The organism is Novosphingobium colocasiae (genome assembly GCF_014652555.1).
Lineage (GTDB): Bacteria > Pseudomonadota > Alphaproteobacteria > Sphingomonadales > Sphingomonadaceae > Novosphingobium > Novosphingobium colocasiae.
On sequence record NZ_BMZA01000001.1, the window covers coordinates 253,763 to 279,590 of the forward strand.

22 protein-coding genes and 1 tRNA gene are annotated in these 25,828 nt (G+C 64.8%); 12 read left to right on the forward strand and 11 right to left on the reverse strand.

The features are described from left to right. Window positions 1-196 precede the first annotated feature (196 nt). The 4 genes from petA (at window position 197) to IE122_RS01265 (ending at window position 3,542) form a co-directional block, all read left to right on the forward strand. A complete protein-coding gene (gene petA, locus IE122_RS01250) occupies window positions 197-730 on the forward strand; it encodes a ubiquinol-cytochrome c reductase iron-sulfur subunit (RefSeq protein ID WP_189619269.1) in 534 nt (177 codons plus the stop codon). 23 nt (window positions 731-753) lie between these two features. Further along, the gene (locus IE122_RS01255) at window positions 754-2,040 is read left to right on the forward strand and encodes a cytochrome b (protein WP_189619270.1); all 1,287 of its coding nucleotides are present in this window, start codon (window positions 754-756) and stop codon (window positions 2,038-2,040) included. Window positions 2,041-2,068: 28 nt separating this feature from the next. Beyond that, window positions 2,069-2,905, forward strand: coding sequence for a cytochrome c1 (locus IE122_RS01260; protein WP_189619271.1), 837 nt, complete (start codon window positions 2,069-2,071; stop codon window positions 2,903-2,905). A gap of 100 nt (window positions 2,906-3,005) precedes the next feature. Then, complete coding sequence (locus IE122_RS01265) at window positions 3,006-3,542, forward strand: adenine phosphoribosyltransferase (protein WP_189619272.1); 537 nt, start codon at window positions 3,006-3,008, stop codon at window positions 3,540-3,542. Window positions 3,543-3,795: 253 nt separating this feature from the next. Here the strand turns inward: IE122_RS01265 and IE122_RS01270 are convergent, their stop codons facing one another. Then, window positions 3,796-5,151 carry a malonyl-CoA decarboxylase domain-containing protein gene (locus IE122_RS01270; RefSeq protein ID WP_189619273.1) on the reverse strand — a complete coding sequence of 452 codons (1,356 nt, stop codon included), beginning with the start codon at window positions 5,149-5,151 and terminating at the stop codon, window positions 3,796-3,798. Between the two features lie 195 nt (window positions 5,152-5,346). Between IE122_RS01270 and IE122_RS01275 the strand changes: the two genes are divergently transcribed. The 3 genes from IE122_RS01275 (at window position 5,347) to IE122_RS01285 (ending at window position 10,990) form a co-directional block, all read left to right on the forward strand. Then, window positions 5,347-5,420 (forward strand) — tRNA-Gly (locus IE122_RS01275). A gap of 77 nt (window positions 5,421-5,497) precedes the next feature. After that, window positions 5,498-8,341, forward strand: coding sequence for a DNA methyltransferase (locus IE122_RS01280; RefSeq protein WP_189619274.1), 2,844 nt, complete (start codon window positions 5,498-5,500; stop codon window positions 8,339-8,341). 333 nt (window positions 8,342-8,674) lie between these two features. Beyond that, entirely contained in the window at window positions 8,675-10,990 is a 2,316-nt protein-coding gene (locus tag IE122_RS01285; protein ID WP_189619275.1) for a CDC48 family AAA ATPase, read from the forward strand. Window positions 10,991-11,292: 302 nt separating this feature from the next. Here IE122_RS01285 and glcF read toward each other — a convergent pair whose 3' ends face one another. The 3 genes from glcF to IE122_RS01300 are packed head-to-tail and all read right to left on the reverse strand — an operon-like array spanning window position 11,293 to window position 15,225. Beyond that, the gene (glcF, locus tag IE122_RS01290; protein WP_189619276.1) at window positions 11,293-12,612 is read right to left on the reverse strand and encodes a glycolate oxidase subunit GlcF; all 1,320 of its coding nucleotides are present in this window, start codon (window positions 12,610-12,612) and stop codon (window positions 11,293-11,295) included. After that, window positions 12,590-13,732 carry an FAD-binding protein gene (locus IE122_RS01295; protein ID WP_189619277.1) on the reverse strand — a complete coding sequence of 381 codons (1,143 nt, stop codon included), beginning with the start codon at window positions 13,730-13,732 and terminating at the stop codon, window positions 12,590-12,592. Before IE122_RS01295 ends, glcF begins: the two co-directional genes overlap by 23 nt. Further along, window positions 13,732-15,225, reverse strand: a complete 1,494-nt coding sequence (locus IE122_RS01300) for an FAD-linked oxidase C-terminal domain-containing protein (protein WP_189619278.1) — start codon at window positions 15,223-15,225, stop codon at window positions 13,732-13,734. The genes IE122_RS01295 and IE122_RS01300 overlap by 1 nt, the downstream gene beginning before the upstream one ends. A gap of 251 nt (window positions 15,226-15,476) precedes the next feature. Between IE122_RS01300 and IE122_RS01305 the strand changes: the two genes are divergently transcribed. Beyond that, complete coding sequence (locus tag IE122_RS01305; protein WP_189619279.1) at window positions 15,477-16,361, forward strand: LysR family transcriptional regulator; 885 nt, start codon at window positions 15,477-15,479, stop codon at window positions 16,359-16,361. 32 nt (window positions 16,362-16,393) lie between these two features. Here IE122_RS01305 and IE122_RS01310 read toward each other — a convergent pair whose 3' ends face one another. Beyond that, window positions 16,394-16,639, reverse strand: a complete 246-nt coding sequence (locus IE122_RS01310; RefSeq protein WP_189619280.1) for a GlsB/YeaQ/YmgE family stress response membrane protein — start codon at window positions 16,637-16,639, stop codon at window positions 16,394-16,396. Window positions 16,640-17,342: 703 nt separating this feature from the next. Here IE122_RS01310 and IE122_RS01315 point away from each other — a divergent pair. Next, a complete protein-coding gene (locus IE122_RS01315; protein WP_229813701.1) occupies window positions 17,343-19,256 on the forward strand; it encodes a ribonucleoside-diphosphate reductase subunit alpha in 1,914 nt (637 codons plus the stop codon). 695 nt (window positions 19,257-19,951) lie between these two features. Here the strand turns inward: IE122_RS01315 and IE122_RS01320 are convergent. Further along, window positions 19,952-20,173 carry a DUF2171 domain-containing protein gene (locus IE122_RS01320; RefSeq protein WP_189619281.1) on the reverse strand — a complete coding sequence of 74 codons (222 nt, stop codon included), beginning with the start codon at window positions 20,171-20,173 and terminating at the stop codon, window positions 19,952-19,954. 221 nt (window positions 20,174-20,394) lie between these two features. Here IE122_RS01320 and IE122_RS01325 point away from each other — a divergent pair, with 221 nt between their 5' ends. Then, window positions 20,395-20,652, forward strand: coding sequence for a hypothetical protein (locus IE122_RS01325; RefSeq protein ID WP_189619282.1), 258 nt, complete (start codon window positions 20,395-20,397; stop codon window positions 20,650-20,652). Between the two features lie 193 nt (window positions 20,653-20,845). Here the strand turns inward: IE122_RS01325 and IE122_RS01330 are convergent, their stop codons facing one another. Continuing rightward, window positions 20,846-21,091, reverse strand: a complete 246-nt coding sequence (locus IE122_RS01330; protein WP_189619283.1) for a DUF2171 domain-containing protein — start codon at window positions 21,089-21,091, stop codon at window positions 20,846-20,848. 290 nt (window positions 21,092-21,381) lie between these two features. Between IE122_RS01330 and IE122_RS01335 the strand changes: the two genes are divergently transcribed. Next, window positions 21,382-22,434: a ribonucleotide-diphosphate reductase subunit beta gene (locus IE122_RS01335; protein ID WP_189619284.1), complete on the forward strand. Its 1,053-nt coding sequence runs from the start codon at window positions 21,382-21,384 to the stop codon at window positions 22,432-22,434. A gap of 27 nt (window positions 22,435-22,461) precedes the next feature. On the opposite strand, the gene IE122_RS01340 is transcribed toward IE122_RS01335, so the two are convergent. Then, entirely contained in the window at window positions 22,462-22,851 is a 390-nt protein-coding gene (locus tag IE122_RS01340; RefSeq protein WP_189619285.1) for a type II toxin-antitoxin system VapC family toxin, read from the reverse strand. Further along, on the reverse strand, window positions 22,848-23,093 hold the full coding sequence (locus IE122_RS01345) for an AbrB/MazE/SpoVT family DNA-binding domain-containing protein (protein WP_189619286.1): 246 nt from the start codon (window positions 23,091-23,093) through the stop codon (window positions 22,848-22,850). The genes IE122_RS01340 and IE122_RS01345 overlap by 4 nt, the downstream gene beginning before the upstream one ends. A gap of 206 nt (window positions 23,094-23,299) precedes the next feature. Here IE122_RS01345 and IE122_RS01350 point away from each other — a divergent pair, with 206 nt between their 5' ends. Next, window positions 23,300-23,917 (forward strand): hypothetical protein, encoded by a 618-nt coding sequence (locus IE122_RS01350; RefSeq protein ID WP_189619287.1) that lies wholly within the window; start codon window positions 23,300-23,302, stop codon window positions 23,915-23,917. Between the two features lie 12 nt (window positions 23,918-23,929). On the opposite strand, the gene IE122_RS01355 is transcribed toward IE122_RS01350, so the two are convergent. Together IE122_RS01355 and IE122_RS01360 are read right to left on the reverse strand one after the other, a co-directional pair. Continuing rightward, window positions 23,930-25,441 (reverse strand): hypothetical protein, encoded by a 1,512-nt coding sequence (locus tag IE122_RS01355; RefSeq protein ID WP_189619288.1) that lies wholly within the window; start codon window positions 25,439-25,441, stop codon window positions 23,930-23,932. Continuing rightward, window positions 25,438-25,827 carry a GtrA family protein gene (locus IE122_RS01360; protein WP_189619289.1) on the reverse strand — a complete coding sequence of 130 codons (390 nt, stop codon included), beginning with the start codon at window positions 25,825-25,827 and terminating at the stop codon, window positions 25,438-25,440. The genes IE122_RS01355 and IE122_RS01360 overlap by 4 nt, the downstream gene beginning before the upstream one ends. Window position 25,828 lies beyond the last annotated feature (1 nt).

Consider the following 25,828-nt stretch of genomic DNA (forward strand, 5'->3'; position numbering starts at 1 on the left):
GACTCTCCGATTAATCATCCCAAAAAGGCGGTTGGCAGCGCGGGCATTCGCGTTTATCAGGCCCCCCAAGTCGCCGTGCGCCCGGAGTGTGTCCGTGCGCCAGCGATAATGGGGGTTCCAGTCATGCTATCGGTCGTTCCGGCCGACCTTGCAGGGGCCTCCTCCAGTGGTTGGCGTAAGCAAGGCAAGGGCTAACATGACAGAAGCAGAAGGCGTTCGGCGGCGCGATTTCATCAATATCGCCGCAGTCAGCGCGGCCGGCGTGGCCGGCGTCGGGATCGTGGTTCCGCTGGTCAGCCAGATGTCGGCATCGGCCGACGTTCTCGCGGCCTCTTCCACCGAGATCGACATTTCGGCGATCAAGCCCGGCCAGGCGATCAAGGCCGAATTCCGCAAGCAGCCGGTCTTCGTGCGCAACCTCACTCCCAAGGAGATCGAGGAAGCCAATGCCGTGGACGTGTCCTCGCTGCGCGATCCGCAGACGCTGGAAGAACGCACCAAGGAAGGCAAGACCAACTGGCTCATCACCATGGGCGTCTGCACCCACCTGGGCTGCGTGCCGCTCGGCGCCGGCGAGGGTGAGGCCAAGGGTGAATTCGGCGGCTACTTCTGCCCCTGCCACGGTTCCGCCTACGATACCGCAGCCCGTATCCGTAAGGGCCCCGCGCCCAAGAACCTTGAGGTTCCGGAATACGAATTCGCCTCCGATACCGTCGTCAAGATCGGCTGAGCCAAGCGAGAGGATCACCAGACATGAGCTTTCCCTGGGCCAAGCAATACACGCCGAGCCATCCCTTCATGAAGTGGATGGACGAGAGGCTGCCCCTGCCGCGTCTCGTCTTCAATGCCGTCGGCAGCGGTTATGAGGTTCCGCGCAACCTCAACTATTTCTGGAACTTCGGTTTCCTCGCGGGGCTGTGCCTCGTCCTCCAGATCGTCACCGGCATCGTCATGGCGATGCACTATGCCTCGAACACCGCCGTCGCGTTCGACAGCGTCGAGATGACCGTGCGTGACGTCAACTGGGGCTGGTTGATGCGCTATGCGCACGCCAACGGGGCCTCGGCATTCTTCGTCGTCATCTACATCCACATCTTCCGCGGCTTCTACTTCGGGTCGTACAAGGCCCCGCGCGAAATGGTGTGGCTGCTGGGTGTCGTGATCTTCCTGCTGATGATGGCCACCGCCTTCATGGGCTATGTGCTGCCTTGGGGCCAGATGAGCTTCTGGGGTGCCAAGGTCATCACCGGCCTGTTCGGCGCGATTCCGCTGGTCGGCGAACCGCTCCAGCAGTGGCTGCTCGGCGGCTTTGCCCCCGATAACGCCGCGCTGAACCGCTTCTTCTCGCTGCACTACCTGCTGCCGTTCGTGATCCTGGGTGTCGTCATCCTGCACATCTGGGCGCTGCACATCCCCGGCTCGTCCAACCCGACCGGCGTCGAAGTGAAGAGCGAGAGCGATACCGTTCCGTTCTATCCCTATTACGTCGCCAAGGACGGCTGGGCGATCGGCGTGTTCGCGATCCTGTACTGCGCGATGGTGTTCTTCTTCCCCAACGCGCTGGGCCACCCGGACAACTACATCCCCGCCAACCCGATGAGCACTCCGGCGCACATCGTTCCCGAATGGTACTTCTGGCCGTTCTACGCGATCCTTCGCGCCTTCACGCAGGACTTCTTCTTCATCCCGGCCAAGCTGATGGGCGTGCTCGCCATGTTCGGCGCGATCCTGGTGTGGTTCTTCCTGCCCTGGCTCGACAAGTCGCCCGTGCGGTCCGGCACCTATCGCCCGCTGTACAAGAAGTTCTTCTTCTTCGGCCTGCTGCCGGCGATGGCGGTGCTGTTCTACTGCGGCGGTGCGCCGGCGGCCGAACCCTTCGTGATGCTGAGCCAGCTTGCGGCGCTCTACTACTTCGCGCACTTCCTGATCATCATCCCGATCGTCTCCGCGATCGAGAAGCCCAAGCCGCTGCCCTTCTCCATCACCGAATCCGTGCTGGGTTCGGACGAGGGTGCCGCGCTCGCTCCGGCGGCTCACTGATCGACAGCTAGAACGAAAGACGAAAGACATGGCACGCATTCTCTCGATCCTCGTCGGGCTGTTCTTCACGGTCGCCCTGGCGTGGTCCTTCGGCAAGGGTGCTTACACCCAGATCACCGAGCCGCCCGCAGCCACTGCCGAGCACGAATTCCACCTCCACCCCAAGGAAGTGAGCCATTCGTTCGACGGTCCCTTTGGCCGCTATGACAACCAGCAGTTGCAGCGCGGCTTCCAGATATACAAGGAAGTGTGCTCGGCCTGCCACTCGCTCAGCCACGTCGCCTTCCGCGACCTGAAGGCGATCGGCTATAGCGACGCCGAAGTGAAGGCGATTGCCAAGGGCTTCCAGGTCCCCGGCATCGACCCCGCAACGGGTGAGGCGAATACCCGTCCGGGCCTGCCGACCGACTACTTCCCCAAGCCCTTTGCGAACGACATCGCCGCGCGCGCCGCGAACAACAACGCGGTTCCGCCGGACCTGTCGCTGATGACCAAGGCCCGCCACGAAGGCACCGCCTATGTCTATTCGCTGATCACCGGCTATCAGGAGCAGCCCGCCGAACTCCTGAAGGAGTTCCCGGATGCCAAGACGCCGAACGGGCTGCACTACAACCCGTACTTCGCCAACCTCAATCTGGCGATGGCACCGCCGCTGACCGCAGAAGGTCAGGTGACCTATGCCGACGGCACCAAGGCGACCGTGGACCAGATGGCGCAGGACGTTTCGGCCTTCCTGACCTGGACCGCCGAACCCAAGCTGGACAAGCGCAAGCAGACCGGCTGGGCCGTGCTGGGCTTCCTGCTCTTCGCCACGATCCTGGGCTACATGTCCTATCGCAACATCTGGGCCGGCAAGAAGCACTAAGCTTCCCGTCCGATCCAAACGGCAACGCCCCTGCATCCTCGCGATGTCAGGGGCGTTTCCTTGTTCGGGCGTGATGAAATCGTGAAATGAGGCGCGGAAGATGACGCAGGATGAACTGAAGGCACTGGTCCGTACCGTTCCTGATTTCCCGCACGCCGGCATCCTGTTCCGCGATGTCACCACGCTGATCGGCCATGGCGAAGGCTTCGCTGTGGCGGTGACGCTGCTGGCACAGCAGGCTGCCGCAATCGGGGCCGAAGCGGTGGCCGGGATCGAGGCGCGCGGCTTCATCTTCGGCGCGGCAGTCGCGGCGCGGCTGGGTCTGCCGTTCGTGCCGGTGCGCAAGCCCGGCAAGCTGCCGGTGCCGGTGCTGGCACTGGACTATGCGCTTGAATACGGCACGGGCACGCTGGAAGTCGATCCGGGGGCGGTCCACGCCGGGCAACAGGTGGTGGTGATCGACGATCTCGTCGCCACCGGCGGCACCGCGCTGGCGGCGGTGGAACTGCTGCGCAAGGCCACTGCCCGCGCCGATCATGCGCTGTTCCTGATCGACCTGCCGGACCTGGGCGGCGCGGACCGGCTGCGTGGTGCCGGGGTTGCGGTGCAGTCGCTGATGGACTTTCCGGGGCACTGACCCTGATCCTGCCGTAGCAGGATTTTTGGATTCACGCGGAGACGCGGCGACGCAGAGATTGTCGGGCTTAAAGCCGAGCGCATCAAATCTGAATCATTCTCCGTTCGTATCGAGCGAAGTCGAGATACGCTGGCGCTGTGCTTTCCGTATCTCGACTTCGCTCGATACGAACGGAACTTGGGGTGCTCATTAAGCACACGATGCCCTACATCCCTCTGCGTCTCCGCGTCTCTGCGCGCCCATCAATCGCTGTTCAGGCGACCTCCGCTGTCTTCGGTTCATCACCCTTGCGCTTGCCCTTGGCCGGTTTGGCGTCTTGCGTCTCTTCGAGCAGTGCGCGCACCGCTTTCGAGGTGGCCACGGTGCCGGTCTCGGTCAGCGCGAAGTAGTTGGCTTCGATGTCGTCCAGGTCATAGAGGTAATTTACCATCACCCCGTGCGCCTGCTTGCGCCCGTTGGCCGAAAGATCGGCCCCGGCGTGCACCGCCTCAAGCCGCGCCCCGTTGCCGAGATGGAACCGCGCCACGGGATCGACCGGCTGGTTCCCCGCCCCCTTGGCCTCGACCAGATAGCGCGCCGCGATGGAGCGCAGTTCGTCGCCGTCCGGCACCGCGGCACCCGGACGGTCCTTGGCCAGCCACTTGGCAAAGCCCGGCACCGGCGACAGCGTGGCGAACGTCTTGAGCTGCGGCAGCTCGTCGCTGAGCAGGCCGACCACCCGCTTGATGAGGTAATTGCCGAAGGGAATGCCTTTCAGCCCGACCTGGCAATTGCTGATCGAATAGAAGATCGCATGGCTCGCCTGCCGTGGGTCGATCGGCTCGCGTTCCGCCGCGATGACATCGTGGATGGCGCCGGGCAGGTGATCGGTCAGCGCCACTTCGACGAAGATCAGCGGATCGTCCTGCATCTGTGGATGGAAGAACCCGTAGCAGCGCCGGTCTACCGGTTCGAGCCGGCGGCGCAGATCGTCCCAGCCCTTGATTTCGTGCACCGCCTCGTAAGCGATGATCCGTTCCAGCAGCCGGGCCGAGGTATCCCAGCCGATCCGCCGCAGTTCCAGGAAGCCGGCGTTGAACCAGTTGGCAAAGGCGCTTTCCAGCTCGCGATCGAACGCCTTGAGCCCGGGGCTGCGATCGGGCGCGGCCAGCAGATCCTCGCGCATGCCGATCAGCCGCTGGGTGCCCTGAGGGGCAAGGTTGAGCAGGCGGATCAGCCGGCGCGAGGGCGATTCGGTGGCGGCGTTGAGCGCGCGGGCGGCCTCTTCATCGCCATCGCGCTGCCACCGCGCGATCGCGGCGGCGATCGCCTGCGCGTCAGCCGGATGGAGATCGTGGACTTTGGCCAGAAATGCCTGGCGCGCGTCCATCGGGCTCTGCTCGTAGAGCGTGAAAAACGCCGATGCCAGTGCCGGACCCGAAGCGCGCCCGCGCGGCGACAGCAGCGCATCGGCGAGGTCGAACAACCCGGCATGCTGGTCGCGCTTGGTAGAAACCCCGAAGCCGCGCAGCAACTTGCCCAGCCCCGCTCCGAAAATCCGGTCGAACGCTCCTCCTTTGCGCGAAGGGGCGGCAGCTTCGGCGGGCAGGCTGGTGCGGGCGGCGGTCATCGCAGGGTCCTTAGGTCTGGCATCTGCCCCTAACATTGCTGCATGTGCGAGAATATCAAGACCTTCCCGCCGCCGCCCGCCGAGCAGTGCGGGATTTATGCCAGGGCGACGGGGGAGGTGAGGGCGGGCCATCCGGATCAAGTCAGCCGTTGACGAACCCGTCAATCTCGGGCAATCGCCGGCACACCGGAACGGGCGGGTATAGCTTAGTGGTAAAGCCCTAGCCTTCCAAGCTAGTTATGCGGGTTCGATTCCCGCTACCCGCTCCAACTTCCCCACCCCCTCGCCTGATCGTTGCGGAATTGGCCGCTGCCGCCTAAGCCCGTGTCTCACACAGGGGACGGCGATGCGGCTTGGCTGGGACGAGATACGGCGACGCGCCAAGGCATTCAGCGAGGACTGGAAGGACGCCCGTTACGAAAAGGGCGAAACGCAAAGCTTCTACAACGACTTTTTCGAGATTTTCGGCATCCGGCGGCGGCAGGTTGCCGTCTACGAGAAGCAGGTGCAGGCGATCGACAGCAATCGTCGCGGCTTCATCGATCTGTTCTGGCCCGGCACGCTGATCGTCGAGCAGAAAAGCGCGGGCCGCGATCTGCTGGCCGCGCAGATGCAGGCAAGCGAATATTTCAACTGGCTGCCGCAGCGCGATCAGCCGCGCTATATCCTGACCTGCGATTTCCAGCGCTGGCGGCTGATCGATCTGGACGATAACGGCCGCGAACTGTCTTTCGCGCTGAAAGACCTGCACAAGCACGTTACCGCGTTCGATTTCATGCTGGGCCGCAAGGTCACGTTCGCCACGCAGGCGGGCGTCACCATCAAGGCGGCGGAGCTGATGGGCAAGCTGCACGATGCGCTGGAGGAATCCGGCTATGTCGGGCACGATCTGGAGCAGTTGCTGGTCCGGCTGCTGTTCTGCCTGTTCGCGGACGATACCGGCATCTTCCAGCCCAAGGACATTTTCCTTCAACTCATAGAAAACGATACCCGGCCCGACGGCAGCGATGTGGGCCGCATGCTGAACGATCTGTTCGATGTGCTCGATACCCCGGAAACCGCGCGGCAGAGCACGCTGGCAGCGGAACTGAACGCATTTCCCTATGTCAACGGACGGCTGTTTGCCGGACGGCTGCGGACGGCCCACTTCACCGCCGCCATGCGCGGCCATCTGCTCGATGCCGCCAGGCACGACTGGTCGGGCGTTTCGCCGGCGATCTTCGGTTCGCTGTTCCAGTCGGTCATGGACGCAAAGGAACGCCGGGCCAAGGGCGCGCACTATACGACCGAAGCCAATATCCTGAAGGTGATCGGGCCGCTGTTCCTCGACGACCTGAAGGCCGAACTGGCGGTGATCGTCGGGCGCAAGACCGGGCGCGACAAGGAACTGGACAAGTTCCTTACCCGGCTGACGCGATTGACGTTCTTCGATCCCGCCTGCGGCTGCGGCAATTTCCTGGTCATCGCCTATCGCGAGCTGCGCCGGCTGGAGCTTGAGGCGCTGGAGGCGCGCTGGCCCAAGGCGATGTCCGATACCGGAGAGATCAGCCGCCAGGGCTTTCTCGATCCCGCGCTGCTCTCGCGCGTCACCGTCGACCAGTTCTTCGGCATCGAATACGAGGAATTTCCTGCCCGCATCGCCGAAGTGGCGATGTGGATGATGGACCATATCGCCAACAACGCCCTGAACGAGAGCTTTTCGGCCAACTATGCCCGCATCCCGCTCAAGGACAGCGCGCATATCCTGCACGGGGATGCGCTGGAGGAACCATGGGAGAACCTGCTGCCGCCCGAACGGTGCAGCTATGTCATGGGCAATCCGCCGTTCGTGGGGGCCAAGTACCAGAACGAGTTGCAGCGGGCACAGGTGCGCCGGATCGCCGGGCTGGGCGGCAGCGGCGGCACGCTGGACTATGTCGCGGCGTGGTTCATCAAGGCGGGGCAGTTCGTGCAGGACAACCGCCGCATCCGCATCGCTTTCGTTTCGACCAATTCGATCTGCCAGGGCGAACAGGTGGCGCAGCTATGGCCGATCCTGTTCGACCGGTGCGGGCTGGAAATCGCCTTCGCCCACCGCACCTTTTCCTGGGGCAGCGAGGCGCGCGGCAAGGCGCATGTGCATGTCATCATCGTCGGACTGGCCCACCGCGATCACGAGCCTGCCGAAAAACGGCTGTTCAGCTATCCGGACATCAAGGGCGATCCGGTGGAGAGCCGCCACGCGGCGCTGACGGCGTACCTGTTCGATGCGAAGGGCGTCGCGAATCGGCATCTTGTGGTGAAGGAGGAGGGCAGGCCGATCAATGGGGCCGGGAAGATTGTGATCGGCTCGAAGCCCATCGATGGTGGCCACTACATTTTCGACGCAGATGAGCGCGCGCGCTTCATAGCTGAAGAGCCGGGCGCAACGGTGTTTATGCGCCCCTATCTTGGAAGCCAAGAGTTCATCAACGGAGGCGTCAGGTTCATTCTGCACCTGTCAGAAGCTCCACCACATGAAATCAGGCGACTGCCCAAAGTTTTGGAGCGAATTGCGAATGTCCGGGCTATGCGAGCAGCTAGCAAAAGCAAAGCGACACAGATGCTAGCGTCGGACCCAACACGTTATCACGTCACCGTTGTTCCCAAAGATGCATATCTTGTAATCCCCAAGGTCAGTTCAGAGCGCAGGGAATACGTGCCAATGGGGTGGCTGCAACCGCCCACGATCGCCAGCGATCTTCTGTTCGTTCAGCCCAAAACAACTTTGTTCGACTTCGCCATCCTGACCAGCCGCGCGCACATGGCGTGGCTGGCTCACATTGGTGGGCGGTTAGAAAGTCGATTTCGCTACTCCATCGGCCTCGTTTACAACACCTTCCCCTGGCCTGACGCCACGCCGGCCCAGCGCGCGAAAGTCGAGGTGCTGGCGCAGGCTGTGCTCGATGCGCGCGCCGCGCATCCCACCTCCAGCCTGGCCGATCTCTATGATCCCGACACGATGCCCGCCAACTTGCGCAAGGCCCATGCCGCGCTCGATGCGGCCGTGGACCGGCTCTATCGCCCTGCGCCGTTCGCTTCCGATCGCGAGCGGGTGGAGCACTTGTTCGGCCGCTACGAGGCGATGGTGAACCCGCTGGAGCGGCTGGGAGCGGCAAAGAACCGCCGGGTCAGCCGCAAGGCGCAGCAGCAGGAGCCGCCGACCGGCTGATACCAAATCCCGATAACTCTGACTCATGCCGCTCTCTCCCCTTCAGGGGAGAGATACACAGGCTTGGCGGCTTGTCCGCCTAGCCGGAGTAGAGAGGGGGGGAAGCGGCGCCATCCCCCTCTCCCAACCCTCTCCCCTGAAGGGGAGAGGGCTATGCGTTTGGATCAACGAGCCTTGGTATGACTTCGCGCGCCAATGCCGTGCCGGAACAGGGCGCTGCGCCGGCCGTTTGAAAACGCCGGAGGGGATGCTTACTTCGTCTCCCAGCAGCACCCGAACGCGAACGCCCAGGTCCGGGGTTCCGCAACGAGGGGCGGGCACGAAAGGGATAGCATGGCCGATACCGACACCCAGGTCGAAACGCGCACCGTCAAGGTGCAGGTCGCCGCCGCACGGCAGGAAGAAAGCGGGCACGGCATCGCCCGCCTCTCGCGCGAGGCGCTCGGCGCACTCGGCGCGATGGAGGGCGACGTGCTGGAAATCACCGGCAAGGCGGTGACCGTGGCGCGCGCGATGCTGGCCTATCCGGAGGATGAAGGGCTGGAGGTGATCCGGCTGGATGGCCTGCAGCGCGGCAACGCCGAAGTCGGCTCGGGCGATCACGTGACCGTGCGCAAGGCCGAATCTAGGCCGGCGCAGCGCGTGGTGTTTGCCCCGGCGCAGAAGGACATGCGGCTGCAGGGGCCGGCGCTGGCGCTCAAGCGCAACTTCGCCGGGCGGCCGATGGTGCAGGGCGATCTCGTCGCCACCACCGGGCAGCAGCAGGTGGCGGATATCCCGCCGCAACTGCGCCGGATGTTCAACGCGCCCGCCTATGCGCTGACCCAGATCCGCCTCAACGTCGTCTCCACCACCCCGCGCGGCATCGTCCACATCGACGAGAACACCGAGGTGGAACTGCGCGAGACCTTCGAGGAAGCGCACGATGCGCGCGGCGACGTCAACTATGACGATGTCGGCGGCATGGGCGATACCATCCGCGCGCTGCGCGAGATGGTGGAGCTGCCGCTGCGCTATCCCGAACTGTTCACCCGGCTCGGCGTGGCCCCGCCCAAGGGCGTGCTGCTGCACGGCCCGCCGGGAACCGGCAAGACCCGGCTGGCGCAGGCGGTGGCGAACGAGAGCGAGGCGCAGTTCTTCTCGATCAACGGCCCCGAAATCGTCGGCTCCGGTTATGGCGAGAGCGAGAAGGCGTTGCGCACCGTGTTCGAGGAAGCGGCCAAGGCCGCGCCGGCGATCATCTTCATCGACGAGATCGATTCGATCGCCCCCAAGCGCGATCAGGTGCATGGCGAGACCGAGAAGCGGCTGGTCGCCCAGTTGCTGACGCTGATGGACGGGCTGAACAGCCGTGCCCATGTCGTCGTCATCGCCGCCACCAACCGCCCCGAGGCGATCGACGAGGCGCTGCGCCGCCCCGGCCGCTTCGACCGCGAGATCGTGATCGGGGTGCCGGACGAGAACGGCCGTCGCGAAATACTCGGCATCCACACCCGCGGCATGCCGCTGGGCGCGGGGATCGACCTCAACGAGCTGGCGCGCACCACGCACGGCTTCGTGGGTGCCGATCTTGCCGCGCTCACCCGTGAGGCGGCGATCGAGACGGTGCGCCGGATCATGCCCAAGCTGGACCTGGAGGCGCGCACCATCCCCGCCGAAGTGCTCGAAACGCTGTCGGTCGAGCGCGAGGATTTCCTCGCCGCGCTCAAGCGCGTCCAGCCTTCCGCGATGCGCGAGGTGATGGTGCAGGTGCCGAACATCGGCTGGGCCGATATCGGCGGCCTCGACGATGCGCAGCTCAAGCTGAAGGAGGGGATCGAGCTGCCGCTCAAGAACCCCGAGGCGTTCCACAAGCTGGGCATCCGCCCGGCCAAGGGCTTCCTCCTCTATGGCCCCCCCGGCACCGGCAAGACCCTGCTGGCCAAGGCCGTCGCCAAGGAGGCCGAGGCGAACTTCATCTCGATCAAGTCGTCCGACCTGCTGTCGAAGTGGTATGGCGAGAGCGAGCAGCAGATTGCCAAGCTGTTCGCCCGCGCCCGGCAGGTGGCACCTTGCGTGATCTTCATCGACGAAATCGACAGTCTGGTGCCCGCCCGGGGCATGGGCGGCGGCATGGGCGAGCCGCAAGTGACGGCGCGGGTGGTCAACACCATCCTGGCCGAAATGGACGGCATGGAGGAACTGCAATCGGTGGTGCTGATCGGCGCGACCAACCGCCCGGCGCTGGTCGATCCGGCGCTGCTGCGCCCCGGCCGGTTCGATGAACTGGTCTACGTCGGCACCCCCGACGCGGCCGGGCGCGAGCATATCCTGGGCATCCACACTGGCCGCATGCCGCTCGCCGATGATGTCGATCTGGCGCAGATCGCGCGCGAGACCGAGCGGTTTACCGGTGCCGATCTGGAAGACGTGGTCCGCCGCGCCGGCCTGATCGCCATCCGCAAGCGTGGCGCGAAGGTCGATGCGGTAACCGGCGAAGACTTCGCCGAGGCCCTTGCCGACAGCCGCGCCACGGTGACCGAGGAAATGGAGACCGAGTACGCCCGGATGAAGGGCGAGCTGAAGAAGCGGGCGATGGAAGTCACCCCCATCGGCTTCATCGCGCCCGGCATGCTCGAAAGCCGCCGCGAACGAAAGCACGGCGACTGACCGGAGGGCGAACGCTGACGCGGGCTGGTTATACCAGGTCCCGATACTTTGGCTCATGTCGCTCTCTCCCCTTCAGGGGAGAGATACGCAGGCTTGGCGGCTTGTCCGCCTAGCCGGAGTAGAGAGGGGGGGCGAAGCGGCACCACCCCCTCTCCCAACCCTCTCCCCTGAAGGGGAGAGGGCTATGCGTTCGGATCAACGAGCCTTTGTGCTCGAGCGTCGAGCGTTTCATCAGCACCACAAGTTCCGTTCGTGTCGAGCGAAGTCGAGACACGCTGGCGCTGTGCTCAGGTGTCTCGACTTCACTCGACACGAACGGCAAGTGATTCAGTTTTCATGCGCAATGCGGCGGGTGCCGGGCCGCCGGTTGCCCAGTCCAGCAGTTCGACGGTGTGGACGACAGGCGTGCCGGAAAACCGGCCTATCTGGGTCGCGCAACCGATGTTGCCCGTGGCGATGACGTCAGCTTTCAGAGCGTCGATCGCATCGGCCTTGCGCCGGCCAAGCTGGCCTGCGATCTCGGCTTGCAGGATATTGTAGGTTCCGGCCGACCCGCAACACAGGTGCGCCTCTGCCGGGGTGCGCACGTCGTAGCCGGCCTGCGCGAGCAACCGCTTGGGCTGCTCGGTCACTTTCTGGCCGTGCTGCAGCGAGCACGCCGGGTGGTAGGCCACCACCAGTCCGCGACCGTCGCCCGGCGGCAGATCGATCCGCGCGAGATACTCGCTGACATCCATCGCCAGCCCGCTTATCCGCGCCGCCTTTTGGGCATAGGCGGGGTCCTCGCGCAGCATGAAGCCGTAATCCTTGATCGTCGTACCGCAGCCTGACGCGGTGATGAGGATCGCGTCGAGCCCTTCTCCCTCCAATTCACGGGTCCACGCATCGACGTTGCGCCGTGCCGCGTCGAGCGCGTCGGCTTCCCTGCCCATGTGGTGGACGAGCGCGCCGCAGCAGCCTTCGCCCGGCGCGAAGATCACGGCGTGACCGCAGCGCTCGAGCAGGCGGACAGCGGCGGCCTGGAATTCCGGCCGGAGTACCGGCTCGGCGCAACCCTGCAACAGGGCGACGCGGCCCTTGGCATTGGGCAGGCGGCTGTTATCCAGCGGCGCGGCGTCGGGCAGGCTGAGCGGTGCAAGATCGATCATTGCGGCGAGCGGGCGCAACGCCGGGATCGTTTTCAGAAGTGGCCGGAACGGCTTGCCCAGCGGCGCGAACAGGAGCGCCAGCCGGAACCGTCCGGGATGCGGCAGAACGGTGGCCAGCAGCCGCCGGAAGAACCGCTGGCTCAAAGGCCGGGTATAGCGCTCCTCGATATAGGCCCGCGCGTGGTCGACGAGGTGCATGTAGTTCACGCCCGACGGGCAGGTGGTCATGCACGACAGGCATGAAAGGCAGCGATCGACGTGCTTGACGATCTCCGCCGTCGGCTCGCTCCCGTTCTCGAGCATATCCTTCATCAGGTAGATGCGGCCGCGCGGACTATCGAGCTCGTCACCGAGCAGGACGTAGGTCGGGCAGGTTGCCGTGCAGAACCCGCAGTGCACGCACTTGCGGATCACCTCTTCCGAGGCGCGCATCGCCGGATCGGCGAGACGTTCAGGCGGGAAGCAGGTCTGCATGGGCATCCTCGGCAAAACGGGTGGTGGCGAAGACGCCCTTGGGGTCGAACGCCAGCCGGACCCGCTGTTCAAGCGCGGCGAGGCCCGGCGCACGGGGCTGAAACGGCGGGACTGCCGCGCGCATCGCGGCATCGGCGCGCACCAGCGTGGCCTCGCCGCCGAGGTCCGCGGCGGCTTGGCGCACAGCGAGCGAGCTTCCGGCATGGGCGATCCACACCCGGCTGCCGCCCCAGTCCATCGCCCAGTCGATCCCGAGCGGCTCAAGGCGCGCGACCAGAGAGGGCGCATGACGCGGGGGCAGATGCACGCGCCAACAGGTTTCTCCCGCGAGCCCCGATCCGGTCATCGCCTCGTCCCACAACCCGGCAGCCTCGTCGTCAGCGACACGCCGGACAGTGCAGTGCGCGGAAACGATGCCGGGAAGGCTGGCACAGCGCGCTTCCACCGATGGGGCAAAGCCCGCAACGCGCAGCAAGGTCAACCCGCGTGCGAGGTGGGCCGCTGCCGATACGTCGGCGTTGCTGCCAAGCGCGCAGGCCATCAGCGCATGGGCCGCAGCCGGGCCCAGACCTTCAGCGACCATGGTCGTGGTCATGCGCGGGGCGGGCAGGGCCTTGAGGGTCAGCTCGGTCATCGCGCCGATGCGGCCCCACGATCCGGCCATAAGCTTCGGCAGGTCATATCCGGTGACGTTTTTGACCACCTTGGCACCCGCGACAAAGCTTTCGCCCCGGCCGGAAACCGCCTGGAAACCGAGCAAGTGATCGCGCGCGCTGCCTGCCGTAATGCGGCGGGAGCCGGCGACGCCTGCTGCAATGACGCCGCCGATCGTCGCGCCGGGTGCGCCCCAGGGCTCGAACGCCAGCATCTGGCCCTCCGCCGCGAGGAGGGCTTCGACCTCGGCAAGCGGAGTGCCGGGGCGCAGGGTCAGCACAAGTTCGGCCGGGTCATAGTCTATGACGCCCGACAGCGCGGCCACGGAAACTACCGTCGCCGCGCGCGGGGCACCGAAGTCGGCCTTGGTACCGCCGCCGCGCAGTTCCAGCTTTTCTCCGGCGCTTGCAGCGCTGCGCACGATTTCGGTCAGGTCGTCCGCGTCTCTTGGTTGCAGGAAGGCCATCAGAACCTCGGAAGATCGGCAAAGGGAAGCTGCCCGTGATGGACGTGCATCCGGCCCAGCTCGGCGCAGCGGTGGAGCGTCGGGAAGACCTTGCCGGGATTGAGCAGCAGTTCGGGATCGAATGCGCATTTCACGCGCTGTTGCTGCGCCAGATCGTCCGGCGCGAACATTTCGGGCATCAGGTCGCGTTTCTCGATGCCGACACCGTGTTCGCCGGTCAGCACGCCACCAACCTCGACGCACAGACGCAGGATATCGTTGCCGAACTCCTCGGCGCGATCAAGCTCGCCGGGAATGTTGGCATCATAGAGGATCAGCGGGTGAAGGTTGCCGTCACCGGCATGGAACACGTTGGCGACACCCAGACCGTACTTCTGCGACAGCGCCTCCATGCGTCGCAGAACTTCGGGCAGGCGTCGGCGTGGAATCGTGCCGTCCATGCAGTAGTAGTCGGGCGAGATGCGCCCCACCGCGGGGAAAGCCGCCTTGCGGCCGGCCCAGAACGCGACGCGCTGGGCCTCGTCCTGCGAGATGAGGGAACTGGTAGCGCCGTTGGCATCGGCGATGCGGGCGATTTCATCGATCAGGTGATCGCACTCCGCCGCCGGGCCATCGACCTCGACGATCAGCAGCGCGCCGACATCGAGCGGGTAGCCGACCTTGACGAAAGCCTCGGCGGCATGGATTGCCGGTCGGTCCATCATTTCCATGCCGGCCGGGATGATTCCCTCGGCAATGACGTGAGCGACGCAGGCACCGGCGCTTTCCGCGTCCGGGAACCCGAGCAGAACCGCCCGCGCGGTTTGCGGCTTGGGCAGGATGCGCACGGTGACTTCGGTCACCACGCCCAGCAGCCCTTCCGAGCCGACGATCACACCGAGCAGGTCGAGCCCGCCGGCGTCGGGATAGTCCGCGCCCAGCCTCACGATCTCACCGTCCATCGTCACCAGTTCCACGCCGAGCACGTTATTGGTGGTAAGCCCGTATTTGAGACAATGGACCCCGCCGGAATTTTCCGCGACATTGCCGCCGATCGAACAGGCGATCTGGCTTGATGGATCGGGCGCGTAGTAGAAACCGCGTCCTTCCACAGCCTGGGTGATCGCAAGGTTGGTGACGCCCGGCTGCACCACGGCGATGCGGTCCTCGTAGTCGATCCGCAAGATCTTCTTGAACTTGCCCATGCCCAGCAACACAGCGTCGGCCAGCGGCAGCGCACCCCCCGACAAGGAAGTGCCGGAACCGCGGGGAACCACCTTTACCCCCTCGGCGTGGCACCAGCGCAGCACGGCGGCCACCTGCTCCACCGTCTCCGGCAGGACGACCAGCATCGGCGGCTGGCGATAGGCGGTGAGGCCATCCGATTCCCACGGGCGGAGCGCATCGGGATCATCGATCACGCCTTCGCCCGGCACGATGCTGCGCATCGCCGCGACGATCCGGGCGCGTTTGGCGAGGGTCGCTTGGTCGGGGACGGGCATTTTTATGGACATGGGATGCCTCGGCGAGAAGAACGGTGCGGGAGACTTCAGGCTGCTTTTGCCGGCGTGTTCGGACAACTTGTCGCCGCCAGCTCTGTGCAGGGCATACCGAACGATTGCGCAACCGCTCCCTGCAGTCCGGCCCTGACAACCTTTGCGGACATGACTCCCGCTCCTTGTTTTAGGTCTCTTGTGCGCTAGGCGGAAAGCGCGGCTTGCACTAGAATGAAAAAAACGAAATGACCTTTGAGCCTGGGTTAAAGATGTTCGATCCCGATTATGACCTGTTTGTGCACATCATCCAGGCGGGATCGATTTCTGCGGCTGCACGTGCAAGAGGGGCTTCGGTTGCCGGCCTGTCCAAGCGCCTGAGCCGGCTGGAAGAGCGGCTGGGCGTGGGTTTGATCCATCGCACGACCAGGCGTCTTGCCCTTACTGTTCCAGGCAAGGAGCTCTACGATGCGCTCCTGCTGCTGGGCGCTTCGCTCGAAGGCGTAGAGGACAGGATTTCCGGGCGGCACGCCGACGCGAGCGGGCCGTTGCGGCTTACCGCACCGACATCGTTCGGCCGCATGCATGTGGTTCCGCACCTTCCCGCTTTCCTGGAACGATATCCGCAGATCGATCTGCAGATCGACCTGTCCGATGAATTCGTCGACTTGCGCGAAGGCGGCCACGACGTTGCGATACGGATCGCGGCGACGATCGATCTCCAGTTGGTCAGCTACAGACTCGGCACCAGCAGAAGGGTACTGTGCGCAGCGCCGGGTTACCTTGCCCGTTTCGGCGTGCCGCAGACGCTGGCCGATCTGAAACACCACCGGTTGCTCGCCACCGAGAGCCAGCTTCCCTGGCATCTGGAGGGGAGTGACGGCCAGGTCGTCCAGGACGGCTGCAGCCATGTGCGCACCAATTCAAGCGAGGTCGTGCGAGAACTTGCGCTGGAGGGCTGTGGAATTGCCCTGCGGTCGCTGTGGGACGTGTCTGCGGCACTCGCCGGCGGGAAACTGGTCCAGGTACTCCCGGACTACCAGGGATCGCAGGAAGTCGGCATTTTCGCGGTGCATCTGCCCGGGCCCGTGGTACCGGCGAGGTTCCGGCTATTCATCGAGCATCTCAAGGAAAACTCCGGCGGATTCACGTTTTAGAGCTAGCTGCGCGGAGTGGGCCGTCTCCGCCTTCACATGCCGATGCCGATCGCCCTGCCGATGAAGATCAGCACGATCGCACCGATCACCGATGCCAGGCATCCGGCGCGCTCGAAATCCCGGCGGCCGCGGGTGGTGACGAGTCCGGCGACCAGCGACCCGGCCACGCCCAGCAGGATCGTTGCCAGCCAGCTCATCGGCACCGGGCCGGGGTAGAAAAAGCGCGCCAGAATGCCGATGACCAGGCCGCTGACGATGGCACCGATGATGTTGAGCATGGAACGGTTCCCTCCTTGGTGTTCCCTGCGCGCCATAATGCGCGACGCCGGGCAAAGTTGCGTGGGCGGCCGGGTTCGCTGGCAGACGGGCCTTGCAACTGTGGATAAAAAGGTTTTCCCGGCGGCACAATTTCCCCTTGCGTCGCCCGGCGGCGGAGGAAATCCGGCGCGTCGCGGCTTCGGGGCCGGCCCGGCGGTGGCCCGGCGGCAGCGGGCGAGGTCTTGAACGGAATTTCAGAACAGGCACTATGGGTAGTGGCGGCGTGGCTGCCGGGGCTCAACACCTAGATCGGACTGCAGGCAGGTGGGGAAATCGCCTGGCGGTCCTGACTCCGGGTGGAGCGGGCTCCGGCTGCGGCGATTTCCGGGCAGGGGAGGGGATTTCGTTCCCTTTATGTGCCGATTGATGGTAAGGCTGGCCGCAATGGTCCGCCCTGTCGTCCGGTCGGCCCCGCGCGCGGCGCTATCGTTCGTCTGCCTTCGGGCGGGCGCGGGCATTGTGGCCGCTGCGGCCACGGACGGACACGGCGGGGCGAACATGGATTTCAGGAACACGGGCAGTGCCGACTTGGGAGCCGATCTCGCAAACGGCGCGGAGCATGACGACATGAGCCAGGGTGATCTGCTTTCGAACTTTGCCGCGCCGGCAGCTCCGGCAGCGGCCCAACCAACCAGGGAGACGGGCGAGCGCCCGGCAATCGCGATGGACAAGACCGACAAGGGAACCGCCGATCTGGTCGCCAGCGCGACCGCGGCCGCCATGGCCGGCGCACTCACCGCCGCCGCATCCGCGCCCAAGGGCGATTCAAAGTCGATCCACGCGCGCCGCTTTGCGGTGACCGTCGATCATGAGCGCGATGCGCTGCTGACCGAATTCGGCAAGGATACGCTGGACGATCGCTATCTGCTGCCCGGCGAAAAGTATCAGGACCTGTTCGCGCGCGTGGCCGATGCCTATGCCGACGATCAGGACCATGCGCAGCGGCTGTACGATTATATCTCCAGGCTGTGGTTCATGCCGGCAACGCCGGTGCTGTCGAACGGCGGCACCGGGCGCGGCCTGCCGATCTCCTGCTACCTGAATTCGGTGGACGACAGCCTGGAAGGCATCGTCAACACCTGGAACGAGAATGTCTGGCTCGCCTCGCGCGGGGGCGGCATCGGCACTTACTGGGGCAACGTGCGCGGCATCGGCGAGCCGGTGGGCCTGAACGGCAAGACCAGCGGCATCATTCCGTTCGTGCGGGTGATGGATTCGCTGACGCTGGCGATCAGCCAGGGCTCGCTGCGCCGGGGTTCGGCCGCCTGCTACATCGACGTCTCGCACCCCGAGATCGAGGAGTTCCTCGAAATCCGCAAACCCTCGGGCGATTTCAACCGCAAGGCGCTCAACCTGCACCACGGCGTGCTGCTGACCGACGAATTCATGGAAGCGGTGCGCGACGGGGCCGAGTTCGACCTGCGCAGCCCCAAGACCGGCGAAGTGCGCAGCACCGTCAACGCCCGCGCGCTGTTCCAGAAGCTGGTCGAAACCCGGCTGCAGACCGGCGAGCCCTACATCGTGTTCTCGGACACGGTGAACCGGATGATGCCGGCGCATCACCGCGAACTGGGGCTCAAGGTTTCCACCTCCAACCTGTGCTCGGAAATCACCCTGCCGACGGGGCGCGATCATCTCGGCAAGGATCGCACGGCGGTGTGCTGCCTGTCCTCGCTCAACCTCGAAACCTGGGAAGAGTGGAAGGGCGACAAGGTGTTCATCGAGGACGTGCTGCGCTTCCTCGACAACGTGCTGCAGGACTATATCGACCGCGCGCCGGACGAGATGGCCCGCGCGAAGTATTCGGCCGCGCGCGAACGCTCGGTCGGCATGGGCGTGATGGGCTTCCACTCCTATCTGCAAAAGCGCGGCATCGCCTTCGAAAGCGCGATGGCCAAGGCGCTCAACATGCAGATGTTCCAGTACATCAACATGAAGGCCAACGAGGCCTCGATGCTGCTCGCGAACGAGCGCGGGCCGTGCCCCGACGCGGCGGACGTGGGCGTGATGGAGCGCTTCTCTTGCAAGATGGCGATCGCGCCCACTGCGTCGATCTCGATCATCTGCGGCGGCACCTCGGCCTGCATCGAGCCGATCCCGGCCAACATCTATACCCACAAGACGCTTTCGGGCAGCTTCGTGGTCAAGAACCCCTATCTGCAGAAGCTGCTGGCGGCCAAGTCGAAGGATTCGGCCAATGTCTGGAACTCGATCCTTGAACACGGCGGTTCGGTCCAGCACCTCGATTTCCTCAGCACCGAGGAAAAGGCGGTCTACAAGACCAGCTTCGAGATCGACCAGCGCTGGCTGCTCGAATTCGCCGCCGACCGCACGCCCTATATCGACCAGGCCCAGTCGCTGAACCTCTACATCCCCGCCGATGTCGACAAGTGGGACCTGATGATGCTGCACTTCCAGGCTTGGGAGAAGGGCATCAAGTCGCTCTATTACCTGCGCTCGAAGTCGGTCCAGCGCGCCGGTTTCGCGGGCGGGGTAGAGGCTGACAACACCAGCGAAGCGCCCAAGTTCGAGATCGGCGAGACGACCGACTATGACGAGTGCCTCGCCTGCCAGTGAGGTAGGGCATTCGCTTAGACTGTGGAAAAGTGCGCATATAGTGCGTTGGTTGACTCGCTCATATATGGGCGAGCAACTAAATAAGGTTACTTGATTCTTTTTTGATAAAAAAGAATCAAGTGGGGGCCGGTCTTTCGACCGACCCCCTAGCAAGCTGAACGCGGTGCATTCGAGTCTGCTGTTTGCAACCTCTGAATCGCATGTGCCGACGTTCTGGTCAACCTGAAGTCTCCGGATTCAGGCGGGATGGGCATGTGCATATCCTGTGGAAAAGGCAGTTCGCTGTCATCATCCGCAGCACACCAACTCACCGACTTTGCTTGCTTCATTGAAACGCGCTTCCTGCCCCGGAGGGCGGGTACGCATTAATGAAGGAATAAAGTTATGAACTACTACGCCTCCAAGAAGCCGATTGGCACTACCTCGCACACTGGCGAAACCTGCCCTGAGTCCGGGGTCTGGCAGTCGATGGATGTTCCGTCGACGACTGCACCGATTGCTAAGGGTAATCGCATGCCGCCCCACAACGGGCGCGCAGTGACTTGGAAGCTTATCCGTTACGCTTAATATCATCAGCATACATGCTGAAACGAAAAACCCCGACCTTCCTATAGGAAGGCCGGGGCACCCCCGCATAACGGCGTCCGGGGTCGAGGGACCGGACAGCCGTCCTGCTTATGGGGTAGCGCTTTGGATTAGTCCACGCCGGCGGGGATCTGGGTGCCGGCTTTCAGGTAGACCCGGTTGTCGTCGATCTTGTCGACCGCGTCGAAGGCGATGAAATGGTGCGCGCCATCAGCGCTGTCAGTGCGGGTGAGCTTGATCTGATCGTCCTTCACTTCGTCCACCGTGCCGACGTGCTGGCCACCGGCGGTGGTGACTTCCATATGTTCGCGGATGCGCAGTTTCTCGAACATGGGTATTCTCCTCAAGGGTATTCGGGGGTTGTGAAGGGGTAACGGCGCGCGAAAGCGGTTCGTTCCGGCACTGGCCGCAGCGCCCACACGCTTCGTGGAAAGCGCGGAAAACCGCCCCGGATATCCCCCGCTACCCTTTGCGACAATTTGCGGCTTGAGTCGGTGCGTATTGCGAGCCATACGCAACAAGGATTAAGCACTCCGCCGGGACTTTATCTCTCATGCACACATGGCACCGCTGGCTATCGGTTATCTTCGGCATCTTCATGCTGCGGATCGCGGTGACCGGCACGGGCTCGTTCGCCGGCGTGTTTCATCCTCTCCATTCGGGCGAAAGCCTTGGCCCCCTCGGCACCGCCATCTCGGTGCTCTCGGGCCTGGCGCTCGTCTTCTTTTCGGCCTCCGGGATCTGGCTCTACATGCAGATGTGGCGCAACCGGGCCGCGCGGATCGTGACCCCGCGCTGGTTCTGGAAATGATTTCCGAAGACCGGGAGGCTGCGGGGCGCGCATAGCGCCGACCCCGAGGCCCCCGCGCCGCTGGTGCCGCGATCGGCGGCAAGCCTGCGCCGGAGCGCACCCCGGGCACTGTGTGTCCCGCCCGTGGTGCGTTTCGGCAGGGTTTGCCACCGGTCCCGCTCCGGCGGCGCGGGAAATCTCTTGGCGAAGCGGCTTATCCCGCGGCGATCCCGAAACTGTCATCGCCGCGTCGCTCCAGCAGCACCGCGTCATCGCTGACACCATCGACTTGCGAGACCAGCACGAAGGCGTGGCTGCCGCCCGTCAGTTGCAACTCATTTCCGGCCACCGCCGCGACCCGGCCGATGCTGGTGCCGTCCGGGGCCAGGACCTTCATGCCCTTGCGGATCGTGCCGGCGGCGGTCTGCCAACTGGTTTCAGCTTCGCGGGTGCTGGGCATGGCTGGTCTCTCCTGGTCTGCTCCGGTGGAATGAGCGGCGGGGCCGGTCGGTTCCCGCTTCCCGGAGGCCGCGCCTTGTCACTAGACCTTGCGTTCCCATATCCTCACAAGCGCAAGATATTGTCGCACTGGCCTGTGAATATGTGGTCTGCCCATCTCCCCAGGCTGATGAATTTGGGTATCGTGACCGTCCGCGCATCCGGGGACACCCATGTCCCGGCTGCGCAACGGAAATTCCGCCCGGTTCCGCCGGGTCTGCACCACGAATCGCCATAACCCGGAGTCGTCCCATGCCGCTGCTCGAAGCCCGCAAGACCTACAAGCCTTTCGAGTACCCCTGGGCCTACGATTTCTGGAAGCGCCAGCAGCAGGTCCACTGGCTGCCCGAGGAAGTGCCGCTGGGCGAGGATTGCCGCGACTGGGCGCAGAAGATTTCCGAGAGCGAGCGCAATCTGCTGACGCAGATCTTCCGCTTCTTCACCCAGGCCGACGTGGAAGTGCAGGATTGCTACCACGAAAAGTACGCCCGCGTGTTCAAGCCGACCGAGATCAAGATGATGCTCACCGCCTTCTCCAACATGGAGACGGTGCACATCGCCGCCTATTCGCACCTGCTCGACACCATCGGCATGCCCGAGAGCGAATATGGCGCGTTCCTCGAATATGCCGAGCTGAAGGACAAGCATGATTACATGCACACCTTCGGGGTGGATAACGACGAGGATATCGCCCGCACCCTCGCCATGTTCGGCGGCTTCACCGAAGGGCTGCAACTGTTCGCCAGCTTCGCGATGCTGATGAATTTCCCGCGTTTCAACAAGATGAAGGGCATGGGCCAGATCGTCTCGTGGTCGGTGCGCGATGAAAGCCTGCACTGCGAAGGCATCACCAAGCTGTTCCACACCTTCGTCAAGGAACGCGGCTGCCTGACCAAGGCCGTGCGCGAGGATATCATCGATTGCTGCCAGAAGACCGTGCGGCTCGAAGACGCCTTCATCGACCTCGCCTTCGAAATGGGCCCGGTGCCGGGGATGAGCGCCAAGGACATCAAGAAGTACATCCGCTTCATCGCCGACTGGCGGCTGGGCCAGCTTGGCCTCGATCCGGTCTACATGATCGACGAACACCCGCTGCCCTGGCTGACCCCGCTGCTCAACGGCGTGGAACACGCCAACTTCTTCGAAACCCGCGCCACCGAATACTCCAAGGGCGCGACCCGGGGTGACTGGAACACCGTCTGGACCAGCTTCGACAAGCGCCAGAAAGCCAAGGCCGCAAACGAAGAGGTTGAGGACGACGGCAGCGAGCCGGGCCTGTTCGGCGAGGGCGTGGCGGCGGAGTGAGGTAAAGCTCCGCGCCCGGCCGGTCGGTTACCGGATAACCGACACCGTCACGCCGGCCGCCTGCGCCACATCGCGCCATTTCCTGTCTGCGGTAAGCGCCGGCAGGCGGTCGCGCCGGGCCAGGGCTAGGCAGAAGCGGTCGCCCAGCGACAGGCCTGCGGATGCAGTCACGGCCCGCAACCCTCCGGCCATCATCGCCAGCGCACGATCCGCGGCGATGATGGCGATCGGGAGTGGCCGAAGCATCGCCTCGACCTGATCTTCCGGCATGCCATTGTGAATGAAATGGCTGACCACTTCGGCGTAGTTCACGCTTGCCATCCGGGCGTCGGTCAACACCTGTGCGACGTTGTCAGCCCCGGGCTCGTCATGCAGCAGCGCCAGAAGCGCCGAGGCATCCAGCACGACCGCGCTCATTCGCCCCAATCTTGCCGGCGGCGATCGAGAAATCCGTCAACCGAAGCGTCCGCCTTGCCGGCGCTATATTGCTTCGCCAGCGTTTGCGCATGGGCGATGGATTGCGCCAATGTCCGCAGGACGACGCCATCTTCGGTTTCTTCGACCAGCAGTGCCCCACCCCCGGAGAGGCCCAGCCGTTTGCGGATATCGGCGGGCAGGCTCATCCGGCCGCTAGCGGTGATCGTCACTTGCACGGTCATCGGTTTCTCCATGGCGCAAGTTGCCGGGTGTGGCCTAGCTTGATGTTTGTGTCATGAAATCGAAATTGTGTCACGCTCGGATATGTCATCCAAGTCCGATGCGATCTCCAGCCATATAATTTGCTTCCTGCCCGCGAACCTATGGAACCCCGCAGCAATCCGGCGTATTGTGCAGTGCACCACACTTGTGCAACGGGAGTTCCCGTATGACTGCCAGGACTCACCTTTTCGCCCTTGCCCTTGCGGCGGTTCCGCTGTTCCCGCTCCATGCGGCCGAACCGGAGGCGGGGGGTGATTATGGTCTGGTCTCGGCGCTGCCGCCAGAGGGAACACCCGACCCGGCGGCCGAGCAGCCTGCGCCGCCGGAACCCGCCGCCGAAGCACCCGCCGCCGAACCGGCCGAACCTCTGCCGCCACCACCCGCTGCACCTGAGGCCGGCGCGTCTGAGCCCGAGGCGGCTGCCGATCCGGCCGTGGCGGTGGCTGCGGAAGCGCCGCAGCCCGTCTATGTCCCGCAACCCGAAGTCGTCCCCAATCCGGCGATCACTGCCACCGATCCGGAAACCGAAGCGAAGCTCGCCAATGTCCGCGTCGTCACCGTGCGCAATATCGACTGGCGCGAGCTTTCGCCGGGCATGCCGATCTATGCGCAGGGCGGCGTGCTGATCGGCAAGGTCATCAACGTCATGGGGACCGATGTGATCGTCGATAGCGGGCAAGGGCAGTTGCGCGTGCCGCTGGTCGCGCTCTACAGCTACAACGTCGGCGGCGCGGACTATATCGCCAGCCGCCTGACCCGCGCCGATCTGCAGAAGGGCGGGTAACCTCCGCCCGGATCAGCGCCGGTACAGCACCGAATCGCCTGATCGGGCCACCACCCGCCAGCCGCGCACCGGCAGTTCGGGCACGTCCCAGATGATCCACATCGTGCGCGTGGCACGCGGCACTTTCGCCACGCTGTCGAGCACCGGGATGGCACCATAGCATTCCTCGCCGATCTCCAGCGTCGAGGGATCGACCCGGAACGGCTCGGCGGCGGGGTTGTGGATGGTGATGAGCTGGCCGCCCGGCATCTCGAACTGGTCGTTGGCGAAAGCGTGGCGGCGAACCAGCGCGAAGCTGGCAAGGTGGGTGCGCCGTTCGCGCCCCTGCAACACGAAGGTGCGGCAAGGCATGGCGGTGAAGGTCACCGCCTGCGTGCCGTAGGGGATGCGGTCCAGCACGCCGAGGTCGGCCCGGAACTGCGCATCCCACAGCCCCATGCTGACCCCGATCAGCGCCAGCCGCGCGGCCAGGAAGGCGATCACGGCGGCGGCGGGGACGGCAAGGCCGCGCTTCACCGCATCGAGGCGAGGCCCCGCCGCCAGCACCGCCAGCGCCAGCATCGTCGGCGCCATGCGCATATCGGTATAGAACGACCCGTAGACCCGGCGCGGCAGCAGCAGGAAGGCGGTGAACAGCACCAGCGCGGCCAGTGCCAGCCCCTTGTGCAGCTTGTAGCGCGGGCTGACCCACAGGGTCAGGATCGCGCCGATCAGCACGGCGGCAAAGGCGATGTCGAGCTGCTGCCAGCGGTCGGCCAGGACGTTGAGGAGAAGGAACAGCTTCTCGTCGAAATGGAACAGCCCCTCGGTCGGCAAGTGGCCGGGATCGCCTTCGGGGAAGACCATTCGCAGCACTTGCGGCACCAGCAGGCACGAACAGGCAAGGCCGGCGCGGATGAGGGCGGGGATGGGCCGGCCGGTGCGGTCGAGCCGGGCCATCCATTCGACCGAACCGGTCATCAGGCACAGCACCGCCCAGCCCGCCAGATGGCTGACCCAGATGGCGCAGCCCACCGGCACGAAGATCGCCCAGCGCAAGCGCGGGCGTGCGGCCAGGCGCGGGTCCATCCAGAACGCCAGCGCGTGAAAGGCGAGGCCGACGGTGAAAGTGAAGTTGAGGAAGCCGTACTGGAACGGGTTGCCATAGGCGAGCGGCAGCGCCAGCAGCGCGGTGATCGGCACCGCGCCACCGGGCAGGCCATGCGCCGCTTTCGCCACCCGCAGGTATCCCGAAACCTGCAGGATGACGATCAGCAGCGCGATCGCCTTCATCGTCGGTTCCAGGCCGATCAGCGGCACCAGCGCCTGCGCCAGCAGATCGGTGCCAAGGTTCGGAATCAGGTTCCAGTGGAACGAATACCAGCGGGCAATATCGGGCGAACGGCCGGCGTCGAGCTGGACCATGAAGCGGGCCATGTGCGCGGGCAGGTCGGTCAGCGGCGGGGTGTGCGGATAGAGCAGCGGCACCGCGCACAGCAGCACCAGCGCCAGGCACCAGCGCCACGAGACGGTGGTGGCGCTCACTGTCGCGCCTCCGAAGTCGGGGTGCGGAACACGAAGCGGCGCGACAGGATATAGAAGCACACCGAATAGGCCACCATCGCCGCGCCCTGGCCGATCACGCTTTCGCGAAAGCCGTGGTCGCGCATGATCGACAGCACGGTCAGGTTGACCAGATAGGACAGGCCGACCACCGCGCCGAAGCGGACGATCTCGGACAGGCGCACCGCGCCGCGCACGCCGAAGGTCCAGCCCCGGTTGAGGGCGAACGACAGGCACAGCCCCACCGCATAGCCCAGCGCATTGGCCGCATAGTCGCCCGAGCCCAGCCGGATCGCCGCGAAGATCACGCAGGCGCTGGTGGCCGTGTTGGCGAGGCCGACCAGGCCGAAGCGGACAAGTTGCAGCATC

Bases quoted from the DNA above. Each gene is read 5' to 3' on its own strand.
- glcF (WP_189619276.1), bottom strand. From the start codon at position 12,612: ATGCAGACCTGCTTCCCGCCTGAACGTCTCGCCGATCCGGCGATGCGC.
- IE122_RS01305 (WP_189619279.1), top strand. From the start codon at position 15,477: ATGTTCGATCCCGATTATGACCTGTTTGTGCACATCATCCAGGCGGGA.
- IE122_RS01315 (WP_229813701.1), top strand. From the start codon at position 17,343: ATGGACAAGACCGACAAGGGAACCGCCGATCTGGTCGCCAGCGCGACC.
- IE122_RS01345 (WP_189619286.1), bottom strand. From the start codon at position 23,093: ATGACCGTGCAAGTGACGATCACCGCTAGCGGCCGGATGAGCCTGCCC.
- IE122_RS01270 (WP_189619273.1), bottom strand. From the start codon at position 5,151: ATGACCGCCGCCCGCACCAGCCTGCCCGCCGAAGCTGCCGCCCCTTCG.
- IE122_RS01280 (WP_189619274.1), top strand. From the start codon at position 5,498: ATGCGGCTTGGCTGGGACGAGATACGGCGACGCGCCAAGGCATTCAGC.
- IE122_RS01320 (WP_189619281.1), bottom strand. From the start codon at position 20,173: ATGTTCGAGAAACTGCGCATCCGCGAACATATGGAAGTCACCACCGCC.
- IE122_RS01325 (WP_189619282.1), top strand. From the start codon at position 20,395: ATGCACACATGGCACCGCTGGCTATCGGTTATCTTCGGCATCTTCATG.
- IE122_RS01285 (WP_189619275.1), top strand. From the start codon at position 8,675: ATGGCCGATACCGACACCCAGGTCGAAACGCGCACCGTCAAGGTGCAG.
- IE122_RS01265 (WP_189619272.1), top strand. From the start codon at position 3,006: ATGACGCAGGATGAACTGAAGGCACTGGTCCGTACCGTTCCTGATTTC.
- IE122_RS01335 (WP_189619284.1), top strand. From the start codon at position 21,382: ATGCCGCTGCTCGAAGCCCGCAAGACCTACAAGCCTTTCGAGTACCCC.
- IE122_RS01340 (WP_189619285.1), bottom strand. From the start codon at position 22,851: ATGAGCGCGGTCGTGCTGGATGCCTCGGCGCTTCTGGCGCTGCTGCAT.
- IE122_RS01260 (WP_189619271.1), top strand. From the start codon at position 2,069: ATGGCACGCATTCTCTCGATCCTCGTCGGGCTGTTCTTCACGGTCGCC.
- IE122_RS01350 (WP_189619287.1), top strand. From the start codon at position 23,300: ATGACTGCCAGGACTCACCTTTTCGCCCTTGCCCTTGCGGCGGTTCCG.
- petA (WP_189619269.1), top strand. From the start codon at position 197: ATGACAGAAGCAGAAGGCGTTCGGCGGCGCGATTTCATCAATATCGCC.
- IE122_RS01330 (WP_189619283.1), bottom strand. From the start codon at position 21,091: ATGCCCAGCACCCGCGAAGCTGAAACCAGTTGGCAGACCGCCGCCGGC.
- IE122_RS01310 (WP_189619280.1), bottom strand. From the start codon at position 16,639: ATGCTCAACATCATCGGTGCCATCGTCAGCGGCCTGGTCATCGGCATT.
- IE122_RS01255 (WP_189619270.1), top strand. From the start codon at position 754: ATGAGCTTTCCCTGGGCCAAGCAATACACGCCGAGCCATCCCTTCATG.
- IE122_RS01295 (WP_189619277.1), bottom strand. From the start codon at position 13,732: ATGGCCTTCCTGCAACCAAGAGACGCGGACGACCTGACCGAAATCGTG.
- IE122_RS01360 (WP_189619289.1), bottom strand. From the start codon at position 25,827: ATGCTGCAACTTGTCCGCTTCGGCCTGGTCGGCCTCGCCAACACGGCC.
- IE122_RS01300 (WP_189619278.1), bottom strand. From the start codon at position 15,225: ATGTCCATAAAAATGCCCGTCCCCGACCAAGCGACCCTCGCCAAACGC.